The following is a 12,272-nucleotide window of genomic DNA, read 5'->3' on the forward strand; positions in this document are numbered from 1 at the left end:
CGCAACATTCTGATTGCCACCGGCTGCGGTTTCCGCCTATGCCCCTAGCGGCCATGACGCCTGGCCTTTGCGTCCCCGCGCCGACCCATCCCGCCATCCGGCTCAAACGCCGAAAGTGACGATCCCCCGACATGTATAAAGAGACCCTAAGCAAAGACCTGAGCAAGCTGGCCGCCGTCGAATATGCGACCCAGGCGCTGTCGCGCCGGTTCTCGCGCATCGGCTGGGCACTGCTGTTCCTTGCCATCACATCGAACGTCGCCATGATCGCCACGGTCGGCATGGACCACCAGTTGTTCATCGTCGCCGCCGGGGTGATCGGCGGCTACATGGCGCTGAACATCGGCGCCAACGACGTCGCCAACAACGTCGGCCCCGCCGTCGGCTCGCGCGCCCTGCCCATGTTCGGGGCGCTGATCATCGCGGCCGTGTTCGAATCACTCGGCGCCATCCTGGCCGGGGGTGACGTGGTCAAAACCATTTCCAAGGGCATCGTCGACCCCAACCAGATCAGCGATCCCAACACCTTCATCTGGGCCATGATGTCGGCGATGCTCGCCGCGGCGCTGTGGGTCAACCTCGCGACCTGGCTGAGTGCTCCCGTATCGACCACCCATGCCGTCGTCGGCGGCGTCATGGGGGCGGGCATTTCCGCCGCCGGGTTCGGGGTCGTCGATTGGAGCGTGATGGGGGCGATCGCCGCAAGCTGGGTGATCTCGCCGCTGTTGGGGGGTGTCATCGCCGCCGCGTTCCTGGCCTTCATCAAGTTCAACGTGATCTACCGCAAGGACAAGATCGCCGGCGCCAAGCGCTGGGTGCCGGTGCTCGTCGCCCTGATGGCCGGGGTGTTTTCCGCCTATCTGTTGATGAAGGGTCTGAAGAACCTGTGGCGGCCGGGCCCCGAAACCATCGCCGCCGTCGGAATCGCCATCGGCGTTCTGACCTATGCCGTGGTCCGCCCCCTGGTGCACCGCAAGGCCGCGGGCATGGAAAACCGCAACAGGTCCGTGCGGTCGTTGTTCACGCTGCCGCTGATCTGCGCCGCCGCCTTGCTGTCCTTCGCGCACGGCGCCAACGACGTGGCCAACGCGGTGGGGCCGCTGGCCGCCATCGTCGACACGGCGGCCACGGGCGGCACCCACGGCAAGGTCGGCATCCCAAGCTGGGTGCTGTTCGTGGGTGCTGCCGGCATCACCATGGGGCTGCTGCTGTTCGGGCCCAAGCTGATCCGCACCGTGGGCGCCGAAATCACCAAGATGAACCCCATGCGCGCCTATTGCGTGGCCCTGGCCGCCGCGATCACGGTGATCGTCGCCTCGGCGCTCGGCCTGCCCGTGTCGTCGACCCATATCGCCGTCGGCGCCGTGTTCGGCGTCGGCTTCTTCCGCGAATGGGTGACCGGCCGCAAAAGCCACATCACCCACGGGCGCGTCGACAAGGATCCGGACCCAGGGGCCGCCGACGGCGGCGACACGGAGCGGACCCGCCGGCGCAAGCTGGTTCGGCGCCAGCATTTCATGACGATCGTGGCGGCCTGGATCATCACGGTACCGTCGGCGGCGCTTATGGGCGCGGCCCTGTTCCAGGTGTTCGCCTGGGCCTTTTCCTGATCGCCCAGGGCCGCCGCGAGAATCCCTCACCGCGCCCTTCCCATAGACGTATCTGACATGACATCCGCACGGTTGTCATTTTTCGGAAACGCGAAAATCGTTGATTTTCCGCCGTTTTTTATCGTCGGTTGTCATAAAACTGCAACATCTATGTCATAAATACGACGTGTGGCGGTCTTAGTTTGGGCGGCGATGAAATTCGGGGGCGAGCGCTTTCCGAAAAAACGAATAACCCAGTATCCCTTCAAGACACGTAGGAGCTACCCATGTTTCGCAAGTCACTTGCAGTCGTCGCCGTTGCCGGCATGGCCGTTGCGATGGCCAACGCCGCCGAAGCGCGCGATCAGATCCGGATCGTCGGCTCGTCGACGGTGTTCCCGTTCTCGACCGCCGTCGCCGAACAGTTCGGCAAAACCACCAAGTTCAAGACCCCGGTCGTCGAAAGCACCGGTTCCGGCGGCGGCCTGAAGCTGTTCTGCGCCGGCATCGGCGCCCAGCACCCGGACATGACCAACGCGTCGCGCCGGATCAAGAAATCCGAAGTCGAGCGTTGCGCCAAGAACGGCGTCACCGACGTCGTCGAAATCAAGGTCGGTTATGACGGCATCGTGATGGCCAACTCCAAGGCCGCCAAGCAGATGACGATCACCCGCGAGCAGATCTTCCTGGCCCTCGCCAAGGATGTGCCCGCCGGAGAAGGCAAGCTGATCCCGAACCCGCACAAGACCTGGAAGGACGTCGACGCGTCCCTGCCGGACATCAAGATCGAAGTCCTGGGCCCGCCCCCGACGTCCGGCACCCGCGACGCCTTCGCCGAACTGGCCATGGAAGGCGGCTGCAAGAAGATCGGCTGGATCAAGGACATGAAGAAGACCGACAAGAAGAAGTACAAGGCGGTCTGCCACTCGATCCGCGAAGACGGCGCCTATGTGGAAGCCGGCGAAAACGACGTGCTGATCGTGCGCAAGCTTGAAGCCAACCCGAACGCCTTCGGCGTGTTCGGCTACAGCTTCCTCGACCAGAACGCCGACAAGATCCAGGGCTCCCTGATCGACGGCAAGTCCCCGACCTTCGAAGCCATCTCCGACGGCTCCTATCCGGTGTCGCGCCCGCTGTACTTCTACGTCAAGAAGGCGCACGTCGGCTCGATCCCCGGCATGAAGGAATTCGTCGCCGAATTCACCGCGGACAAGGCCTTCGGCCCCGACGGCTATCTGGCCGACAAGGGTCTGATCCCGATGGGCGACAAGGAACGCAAGAAGTTCCGTGAAGACGGCGCTGCGCTCCGCAACAACATCGATCTCTAAGTCTCCCGGCTTAACCGCCCCCGGAAGGTTTCGGCCTTCCGGGGGTCGCCCGGCCCCGGGCAACCCCGCCGCCCCTTCATTCGTTTGTTCATAATATTCCCAGGCCCGTATTTCGGGTGCCGCAACCAAGGACCAGAAGCGTCATGAGCTTCCCCGTTTTGTTTGGCGTCCTCGCCCTTCTGACCATCTTCGGATACTACCTAGGCCGGTCCCGCGCCCTGTCGACCGCCGGTGGTCACGTCCGCAACCTGCATTCGCTGCCCAACTACTACGGCTATTACATCGGCCTGTGGTGCGCGGTACCCGGGTTCCTGCTGCTGGTCGGCTGGATGGCGCTTGAAAACACCATCATGGACAGCATGCTGATCGCCAATCTGCCGGACAGATTGCAATCCCTGCCCACGGCCGAACTGTCCCTGCTGCTGAACGACGTCAAGAACCTGGCCAACGGCGACATCGTCAGCCGTGAGGTCATCGACCTTGACCTGAAGGAAGCCGCCGCCTTCTACGCCCAGCTCCTGACCACGTCGAAGATGCTGCTGACGGCGATCCTCGTCGCCGTGACCTGTGGCGGCATTCTGGTGGCCCGTGGCCGCATCGCGCCCGACCTGCGCGCCCGCAACAGCGTCGAGCGCGCGGCCATGGTGATCATGATCATCTGCTCGACCATCGCCGTTCTGACCACGCTGGGCATCATCCTGTCGCTATTGTTCGAATCCCTGCGCTTCTTCCAGAAGGTTCATCCGCTGGACTTCGTGTTCGGCCTGGAATGGAGCCCGCAGACGGCGCTGCGCAAGGATCAGGTGGGGGCGACCGGCCTGTTCGGCGCGGTCCCGCTGCTGGCCGGCACGATGCTGATCTCTCTCATCGCCATGTGCGTCGCCGCCCCGGTCGGCCTGATGGCCGCCATCTACATGTCCGAATACGCGCCCACCAAGGTGCGCGGCACGGTCAAGCCGCTGCTGGAAATCCTGGCCGGCATCCCGACCGTCGTCTACGGCTTCTTCGCGGCCCTGACGGTGGCGCCTTTCTTCCGCGAATGGGGGCTCGATTTCGGCCTGACCATTTCCTCGGAAAGCGCCCTGGCGGCCGGCATCGTGATGGGGATCATGATCATTCCCTTCGTGTCGTCCCTGTCCGACGACGTGATGTCGGCGGTGCCGCAGTCGCTGCGCGAAGGCTCCTACGGCCTGGGCGCGACCAAGTCGGAAACCATCAAGCAGGTGATCCTGCCGGCAGCATTGCCGGGCATCGTCGGCTCCATTCTGCTCGGCGTGTCGCGCGCCATCGGCGAAACCATGATCGTCGTCATGGCCGCCGGCCTGGCCGCCAACCTGACGGCCAATCCCTTCGAAGCGGTGACCACGGTCACGGTGCAGATCGTCACCCTGCTGGTCGGCGATCAGGAGTTCGACAGCGCCAAGACCCTCGCCGCCTTCGCCCTCGGCCTGATCCTGTTCTGCGTCACCCTGGTGCTGAACATCATCGCCCTTACCATCGTCAACAAGTATCGAGAGCAATATGACTGACGCGGCACCGACCATGAACGGCCCGACAAACGGGGGCCTTGCGACCCGCAGTTCCAACGAGGCCGTCAGCAAGGGCCTGAAGCGCCGATACGCGGCGGAACGCCGGTTCAAGGCCTACGGCATCCTCGCGATCGCCTTCGCCATGGGCATGCTGGGCCTGCTGTTCACGACCATCGTGTCCAAGGCGATCCCCGCCTTCACGCAGACCATGATCAACCTGGAGATCACCCTGTATCCCCAGGACATCGATCCCCAGGGCACGCGGGATCGGCAGACGCTGTCGACGGCCAACTACCGCAACGTGATCCGCCAGGCCTTCTACGACCTGTTCCCCGACGTCACCAACCGCCGCGACCGGCGCGACCTGTTCGACATGATCAGCCCCGGCGCCGTGTACGAAATCCGCGACATGGTGATGGCCAACCCCAACCTGATCGGCGAGCGGGTGGTCGTGCAGATGCCCATGTCCGACGACATCGACCAGTTGAACAAGGGCCAGATCCGCAAGGACAGCCCCGAGGCCGAACGCCGCGTCAAGGACAAGCAGATCGCCTGGTTCGAACGCCTGGAAAACCGTGGCCTGATCGAGACCGTGTTCAACACGACCTTCTTCACCGCCGGCGACAGCCGCGAACCGGAACTGGCCGGCATCTTCGGCGCCGCCATGGGCTCGCTGTTCACCATGTTCGTGACCTTGCTGGTGTCCTTCCCGCTGGCCGTGGCCTCTGCCATCTACCTGGAGGAATTCGCCCCGGTCAACAAATGGACCCAGACCATCGAGGTCAACATCAACAACCTGGCCGCCGTGCCGTCCATCGTGTTCGGGCTGCTGGGACTGGCCGTGTTCATCAACTTCTTCGGCATGCCGCGCTCGGCCCCCGTGGTCGGCGGCCTGGTGCTGGCGCTGATGACCCTGCCGACCATCATCATCGCCGCCCGCTCTGCCCTGAAATCGGTGCCGCCGTCGATCCGCGAAGCCGCCTACGGCCTGGGCGCCTCGCCGCTGCAGGTCATCACCCATCACGTGCTGCCGCTGGCCATGCCCGGCATCCTGACCGGGACCATCATCGGCATGGCCCAGGCCCTGGGCGAGACGGCGCCGCTTCTGATGATCGGCATGGTCGCCTTCATCGTCGACGTGCCGCACGGCGCCCTCGACCCGGCCACCGTGCTGCCGGTGCAGATCTATCTGTGGGCGGATTCGCCGGAACGCGCCTTCGTGGAACGCACCTCGGCCGCGATCTGCGTGCTGCTGGCTTTCTTGGTAATCATGAACGTGGGCGCGGTTTTCCTGCGCAAGCGCTTCGAGAGGAAATGGTAAGGATGACCCCCGACATGAATCAGAGCATTCCCCAGAACACGGCCGGAGACAGCCCCGTGACGCAATCGCAAGCCGCCGCCGAGATCAAGATCAAGGCCCGCAACGTCAAGGTGTTCTATGGCGAGAAACAGGCCCTGTTCGACGTCAACCTGGACATCAAGGCGAACGAGGTGACGTCGCTGATCGGCCCCTCGGGCTGCGGCAAGTCGACCTTCCTGCGTTCCTTGAACCGCATGAACGACACCATCGACATCTGCCGGGTCGACGGCGAAATCGCCCTCGACGGGCAGGACATCTACGACAAGAACATCGACGTCGTGCACCTGCGCGCCCGGGTCGGCATGGTGTTCCAAAAACCCAACCCCTTTCCCAAGACGATCTTCGACAACGTCGCCTACGGCCCGCGCATTCACGGCCTGACCGATTCCAAGTCCGAACTGGACGGCATCGTCCAGACGGCGCTGGAAAAGGCCGGCCTGTGGAACGAGGTCAAGGACCGCCTCGACCAGCCCGGCACCGGCCTGTCCGGCGGCCAACAGCAGCGCCTGTGCATCGCCCGCGCCGTCGCCGTGTCGCCCGAGGTCATCCTGATGGACGAGCCGTGCTCGGCGCTCGACCCCATCGCCACGGCCAAGATCGAGGAACTGATCGACGAGTTGCGGGAAAACTTCACGATCGTGATCGTCACCCATTCCATGCAGCAGGCGGCCCGCGTGTCGCAGCGCACCGCCTTCTTTCACCTTGGTTATCTGGTCGAGGTCGACGACACGGAAAAGATGTTCACCAATCCGTCCGACGAGCGCACCCAGGGTTACATTACGGGCCGCTTCGGTTGAGGCATTGGGGCGATACACCGGGAGATCACGAGACATGACCACAGACCACATCGTCAAGTCCTTCGACGAGGACCTGAAAAAACTGGACAACATCATCGCCGAAATGGGCGGTCTGGCCGAAGTTCAGTTGGCCGACGCCGTCGAGGCACTGATCAAGCGCGACACCGAACTGGCCGACCGGGTAATCGCCGGCGACAAGCAGATCGACGCGCTTGAAGCCGAACTGGACGGACAGGCGACCACCACCCTGGCCCTGCGCCAGCCCATGGCCGACGACCTGCGCGTCACCATCACGGCGCTGCGCACGGCGAGCCTGATTGAGCGCATCGGCGATTACGCCAAGAACATCGCCAAGCGGTCCGTGGTGCTGGCCCAGTCGCCGCCCCTCGGCCCGACCAAAAGCATCGCCCGCATGGCGACCCTGGTTCAGGGCATGACCAAGGACGTGCTGGACGCCTATGTGGCGCGTGACGTGGACAAGGCGGAGGCCGTGCGCGCGCGCGACGCCGATGCCGACCTGCTGCACACCAGCCTGTTCCGCGAAATTCTGACCTACATGATGGAGGACCCGCGCACGATCACGTCCTGCACCCACCTTCTGTTCGTCTCGAAGAACCTGGAACGTATCGGCGACCATGCGACCAACATCGCCGAACTTGTGTATTATCTTGTGAAAGGCGTGCCGCCCACGGACGAGCGCGAAAAAAGCGATGCATCAAGCTTCACTGTCGTCGATCCCGACCGCGACTAAGCCTAAGGACACGGGCTTCATGAGCAAAAGCATTCTCATCGTCGAGGACGATCCTTCGTTGGCCGAACTCGTCCGCTACAACCTCACCAAGGAGGGGTTCAACGCGGTCGTCGTCGGCGATGGCGAGACGGCCGTCGTCGCGGTCGAGGAAGAGGACCCCTCGCTGGTGATCCTCGACTGGATGCTGCCCAATCTGTCCGGTATCGAGGTCTGCCGCCAATTGCGCCGCAAGCCCGAGAACAAGAACCTGCCGATCATCATGCTGACCGCCCGCGGCGAAGAAGCGGACCGCATCCGCGGCCTCGATTCCGGCGCCGACGATTACGTGGTGAAACCGTTTTCGCCAAGCGAGCTGATTGCCCGCGTGCGGGCGGTGCTGCGCCGGGCCAACCCGGAACGGGCGACCGAGGTTCTGACCTATGCCGACCTGAGCATGGACCTGGAGGAACACCGGGTTTACCGGGGGGACGAACTGGTGCGCCTGGGGCCGACGGAATTCCGTCTGCTCCGCGTATTCCTGGAAAAACCGGGCCGCGTCTATTCCCGGGAACAGCTTCTCGACCGGGTCTGGGGCCGTGACATCTACGTCGAATCCAGGACCGTCGACGTGCATATCCGAAGGCTGCGCAAGGCGCTCAATTCCGAAGGTCGCCCGGACCTCATCCGCACCGTGCGCTCGGCCGGCTACGCGCTCGATTCCTCGCCTGATTGAGGCCTTTAAGACCCGCACGTAACGTATTGTTGTAGAGACCTGATTAACCTTCTCGCCCTAACATGAGGGCGGGAAGGTTAATGGTTATTTCACGCTTCAAATACGCCCGGCTGCTGTTGGCGGCCCGACGGGTCATCCGCAACGACCATCTGATCCTGATGGTCCTGGCGCTTGTCGTCGGCTGCGCGTCGGGGGCCGCGGTCGTCGCGTTCCGTGAAACCATCGAGATATTCCAATCCCTGTTCTACGGCAGCGGCGACGAACGCCTGTCGCAGCACGTCACCGGGCTGGTGTGGTGGCATGTGCTGCTGGCTCCCGCGGTCGGCGGCCTGATCGTCGGCCTGTTCATCTACTTTTTTCTGCCCAACCGGAAGCCCCAGGGGGTCGCCGACGTGATCGAGGCGGAACAGTTGCACGGCGGCTGGATGTCGTCCCGGATCGGCCTGTATTCGGCCATCGCCAGCGCGCTGTCGATCGGCGCCGGGGCGTCGGTCGGGCGCGAGGGCCCGGCCGTGCACCTGGGGGCGTCGCTGGGCGCCTGGCTGGCGCGCCGCCTGCAATTGACCCGGTCGCTCAACCGCACGCTGCTGGGCTGCGGCGTCGCCGCCGCCGTCGCCGCGTCGTTCAACGCGCCCCTGGCGGGGGCGCTGTTCGCCAACGAGGTGGTGATCGGCCATTACGCGCTGAAGGCCTTCGCCCCGGTGGTCGTCGCCTCGGTCGCGGGCACCGCCATATCGCGGCACTGGTTCGGCAATTTCCCGGCCTTCGCCCTGGTCGATAATCCCTTGGCCTCGTTCTGGGAATTTCCCGCCTTCGTCGGCCTGGGCGTCGCCAGCGCCGCCTGCGCCATTCTGATGATGCATTCCATCGTCGTCGCCTCCGACCTGTCAAAGCGCACGCCCCTGCCGTCCTGGCTGAAGCCGGCGGTGGCGGGCCTTGCGGTCGGCGCCATGGCGTTGATGGTGCCGCAGGTTCTGGGCGTCGGCTACGGCGTGACCGAGGACGCCATGCTGAACGTCTACGGCTTCGGCACGTTGCTGATCATTCTGGCGGCCAAGATCATCGCCACGGCGATCAGTCACGGATACGGCTTTTCCGGCGGCGTGTTTTCCCCGGCCCTGGTCGTCGGCGCTGTTGCCGGCGGCGCCTACGGCATCGTCGCCACCGCGATCTTCCCCGACCTGTCGTCGGGCGTGCCCGCCTATACGGTGGTCGGCATGGGCGCCGTCGCCGCCGCCGTCCTGGGCGCGCCCATTTCGACCACCCTGATCATCTTCGAGATGACCTCCGACTATACCCTGACGCTGGCCGTCATGATCGCCGTCGTGGTGTCGTCGGAAATATCGCACCATTTCTACGACCGATCCTACTTCGTGCGCCAATTGCGCGAGCGCGGCATCGACCTGAAGGAAGGCATCGAATCCGAGGTCATGCAGACCATCACCGTCAATGCGGTGATGCGCCGGAACCTCAGCACCGTGTCCATGAGCACGGACCTGGAGACCCTGCGCCACCTGTTGCAGGATTCGACCGTAGGCGAGGTCTTCGTGGTGGACGGCGACGGCGTGCTGCACGGCACCATCACCTTGCCGGACCTCAGCGAGTTCGCCTTCGACCACGACCTGGACGGTCTGGTCAACGCCGGCGACGTGGCCCGCACCCATCCCCCCATGCTGACCCGACACGACGACATCGAAACGGCGGTCACCCTCATGGACAGCTGCGGCGAAACCGTGATCCCGGTGACGGAAAGCGACCGCGACCGCACCCTGATCGGCGCCGTCACCCATGACGACGTGATGACCGAATTCAACCGCGTGTTGATGGAACGCCGCCGCGAGGAACTGGGGCACGAATAACCCCGTTTACCGGCCAGCACCCCCCACCCCCGCGATAGCATCCCCCGTCCGGGGCGGTTATAAGACGGGTATGTCCGATTCCACCCAAACACCCCCGGCGCCGCCCGCCGCCCCCGCCCCCTATCTCGCCGGCCTGAACGAAACCCAGGCCCAGGCCGTGGCCGCCGTGGACGGCCCGGTGCTGGTCCTGGCCGGGGCGGGCACCGGCAAGACGCGGGTGCTGACCACGCGGCTGGCCCATATCCTGATGCAGCGCAAGGCCCGGCCCTGGGAAGTTCTGGCCGTGACCTTCACCAACAAGGCCGCCCGCGAGATGAAGGAGCGGGTCGGCAAGCTGGTCGGCGCCCCCGTCGAGGGCTGGTGGGTCGGCACCTTCCATGCCGTGGGGGCCCGTATCCTGCGCGCCAACGCGGAACTGGTGGGCCGTCAGCCCAATTTCACCATCCTCGACGCCGACGATCAGGTGCGCCTGGTCAAACAGCTCCTGGACGCCCTGGAAATCGACCAGAAACGCTGGCCGCCCCGCGTCGTCTCGGGCACCCTCCAGCGCTTCAAGGACCGCGGCCTGATGCCGGCGACCCTGCCCGAGGAAGAGGCGCAAAGCCTGTGCGACGGCAAGGGATTGGAAATCTATCAGGCCTATCAGGACCGGCTGGAGGCGCTGAACGCCTGCGATTTCGGCGATCTGCTGCTGCTGTGTCTGGAACTGTTCCGCAACGCGCCGGAGGTCCTGGCCAAATACCAGCGCCAGTTCCGCTACATCATGGTCGACGAATACCAGGACACCAACGTGGCGCAATACCTGTGGCTGCGCCTGCTGGCCCAGGCGCACAAGAACATCTGCTGCGTCGGCGACGACGATCAATCCATCTATTCCTGGCGCGGGGCCGAGGTCGGCAACATCCTGCGGTTTGAGAAGGATTTCCCCGGCGCGACCGTGGTGCGGCTGGAGCGCAACTACCGCTCGACCTCGCACATCCTGGCCGCCGCCTCGGGCCTGATCGCGCACAACGACGGACGCCTCGGCAAGACCCTGTGGACCGAGCAGAACGACGGCGACCCGGTGGTCGTGCGCGGCGTGTGGGACGGCGACGAGGAAGCCCGCGTGATCGGCGACGAGATCGAACGCCTGCACGGCAGCGGCCACAAGCTGAACGAGATCGCCGTGCTGGTGCGCGCCGGATTCCAGACCCGCGAGTTCGAGGAACGCCTGATCACCCTGGGCGTGCCCTACCGCGTGGTCGGCGGGCAAAGGTTCTACGAGCGTCAGGAAATCCGCGACGCCATCGCCTATCTGCGCGTCATCGCGCAGCCCGCCGACGACCTGGCGTTCGAACGCATCGTCAACCTGCCCAAGCGCGGCCTCGGCGACGCCACCATGCAGGCCGTGCACCTGCACGCCCGCGCGCGCGGGCTGTCCCTGGTCGCGGCGGCGCGGGAGATCTGCACGACCGACGAACTGAAACCCAAGGCCCGCCAGACCTTGAATGCGTTGATCGACGATTTCGACCGCTGGCGGGCGCTGGTTTCCGTGACCGATCACGTCGACGTGGTGAAAACCGTGCTGGACGAAAGCGGCTATACGGACATGTGGCGGGAATCGAAGGCGCCGGAAGCCCAGGGGCGGCTCGAAAACCTCAAGGAACTGGTCGTCGCCCTGGAGGATTTCGACAACCTGGCCGGATTCCTGGAACACGTCAGCCTGGTCATGGAGAACGAGGAAAACGCCAGCGACGACAAGGTCTCGCTGATGACCCTGCACGGCGCCAAGGGTCTGGAGTTCGAGACCGTGTTCCTGCCCGGCTGGGAGGAAGGCCTGTTCCCCCACCAGCGGGCCCTGGACGAAGGCGGCCTGCCGGCGCTGGAGGAAGAACGCCGGCTCGCCTATGTCGGGCTGACGCGGGCGCGCAAGCGCGCCGCCATATCCTTCGCCGCCAACCGGCGGGTCTATGGCCAGTGGCAGACGGCCCTGCCGTCGCGCTTCGTCGACGAACTGCCGAACGACAACATCAGCCGCCAGCAGGAACAGGGCCTGTATTCCGGGTCCGGCTACGGCGGCCTGGGGGGCGGCGGATATGACGGCGGCACGTCCTTTCCGGGCGCGCTACGGCGCAGCGGCCCCCGGGCGTCGCGTTTCGCCGGCGGCGGCAACGTGGGCGGCAATGGCGACTGGCGCGCGGCCGACCGTGGCGGCGCCGACGACAGCCTGACCGTGGGCACCCGCGTGTTCCATCAGAAATTCGGCTACGGCCGCATCAAGGCCAAGGACGGCGACAAATTGGAAATCGAGTTCGAAAAGGCCGGGCGCAAGAAGGTCATGGGCAGTTTCGTGGAAAGCGTGTCGTGA

9 protein-coding genes are annotated in these 12,272 nt (G+C 64.9%); all 9 read left to right on the forward strand.

Going from position 1 to position 12,272, the window contains the following annotated elements:
- Positions 1–131: 131 nt before the first annotated feature.
- The 9 genes from RJ527_05630 to RJ527_05670 all read left to right on the forward strand — a co-directional run bounded on the left by RJ527_05630 (position 132) and on the right by RJ527_05670 (position 12,272).
- Positions 132–1,610: an anion permease gene (locus RJ527_05630; GenBank protein WND77225.1), complete on the forward strand. Its 1,479-nt coding sequence runs from the start codon at positions 132–134 to the stop codon at positions 1,608–1,610.
- Between the two features lie 266 nt (positions 1,611–1,876).
- Positions 1,877–2,917, forward strand: a complete 1,041-nt coding sequence (locus RJ527_05635) for a PstS family phosphate ABC transporter substrate-binding protein (protein WND77226.1) — start codon at positions 1,877–1,879, stop codon at positions 2,915–2,917.
- Between the two features lie 143 nt (positions 2,918–3,060).
- Positions 3,061–4,446, forward strand: a complete 1,386-nt coding sequence (pstC, locus tag RJ527_05640; protein WND77227.1) for a phosphate ABC transporter permease subunit PstC — start codon at positions 3,061–3,063, stop codon at positions 4,444–4,446.
- On the forward strand, positions 4,439–5,767 hold the full coding sequence (pstA, locus tag RJ527_05645; GenBank protein ID WND77228.1) for a phosphate ABC transporter permease PstA: 1,329 nt from the start codon (positions 4,439–4,441) through the stop codon (positions 5,765–5,767). The genes pstC and pstA overlap by 8 nt, the downstream gene beginning before the upstream one ends.
- 14 nt (positions 5,768–5,781) lie before the next feature.
- The gene (gene pstB, locus RJ527_05650; protein WND78022.1) at positions 5,782–6,603 is read left to right on the forward strand and encodes a phosphate ABC transporter ATP-binding protein PstB; all 822 of its coding nucleotides are present in this window, start codon (positions 5,782–5,784) and stop codon (positions 6,601–6,603) included.
- 34 nt (positions 6,604–6,637) lie between these two features.
- Positions 6,638–7,354 carry a phosphate signaling complex protein PhoU gene (gene phoU, locus RJ527_05655; GenBank protein WND77229.1) on the forward strand — a complete coding sequence of 239 codons (717 nt, stop codon included), beginning with the start codon at positions 6,638–6,640 and terminating at the stop codon, positions 7,352–7,354.
- Positions 7,355–7,373: 19 nt separating this feature from the next.
- Positions 7,374–8,066, forward strand: a complete 693-nt coding sequence (phoB, locus tag RJ527_05660) for a phosphate regulon transcriptional regulator PhoB (GenBank protein ID WND77230.1) — start codon at positions 7,374–7,376, stop codon at positions 8,064–8,066.
- An 80-nt stretch (positions 8,067–8,146) separates the two neighbouring features.
- Positions 8,147–9,925 (forward strand): chloride channel protein, encoded by a 1,779-nt coding sequence (locus tag RJ527_05665; protein WND77231.1) that lies wholly within the window; start codon positions 8,147–8,149, stop codon positions 9,923–9,925.
- A gap of 70 nt (positions 9,926–9,995) precedes the next feature.
- Complete coding sequence (locus RJ527_05670) at positions 9,996–12,272, forward strand: UvrD-helicase domain-containing protein (GenBank protein WND77232.1); 2,277 nt, start codon at positions 9,996–9,998, stop codon at positions 12,270–12,272.

The sequence above is a fragment of the Thalassospiraceae bacterium LMO-SO8 genome (assembly GCA_031655335.1).
GTDB lineage: Bacteria > Pseudomonadota > Alphaproteobacteria > Rhodospirillales > Casp-alpha2 > UBA1479.

Excerpts from the sequence above, each read along its gene's own strand:
- RJ527_05630 (WND77225.1), top strand. The coding sequence starts at position 132 with ATGTATAAAGAGACCCTAAGCAAAGACCTGAGCAAGCTGGCCGCCGTC.
- RJ527_05635 (WND77226.1), top strand. The coding sequence starts at position 1,877 with ATGTTTCGCAAGTCACTTGCAGTCGTCGCCGTTGCCGGCATGGCCGTT.
- pstC (WND77227.1), top strand. The coding sequence starts at position 3,061 with ATGAGCTTCCCCGTTTTGTTTGGCGTCCTCGCCCTTCTGACCATCTTC.
- pstA (WND77228.1), top strand. The coding sequence starts at position 4,439 with ATGACTGACGCGGCACCGACCATGAACGGCCCGACAAACGGGGGCCTT.
- pstB (WND78022.1), top strand. The coding sequence starts at position 5,782 with ATGAATCAGAGCATTCCCCAGAACACGGCCGGAGACAGCCCCGTGACG.
- phoU (WND77229.1), top strand. The coding sequence starts at position 6,638 with ATGACCACAGACCACATCGTCAAGTCCTTCGACGAGGACCTGAAAAAA.
- phoB (WND77230.1), top strand. The coding sequence starts at position 7,374 with ATGAGCAAAAGCATTCTCATCGTCGAGGACGATCCTTCGTTGGCCGAA.
- RJ527_05665 (WND77231.1), top strand. The coding sequence starts at position 8,147 with ATGGTTATTTCACGCTTCAAATACGCCCGGCTGCTGTTGGCGGCCCGA.
- RJ527_05670 (WND77232.1), top strand. The coding sequence starts at position 9,996 with ATGTCCGATTCCACCCAAACACCCCCGGCGCCGCCCGCCGCCCCCGCC.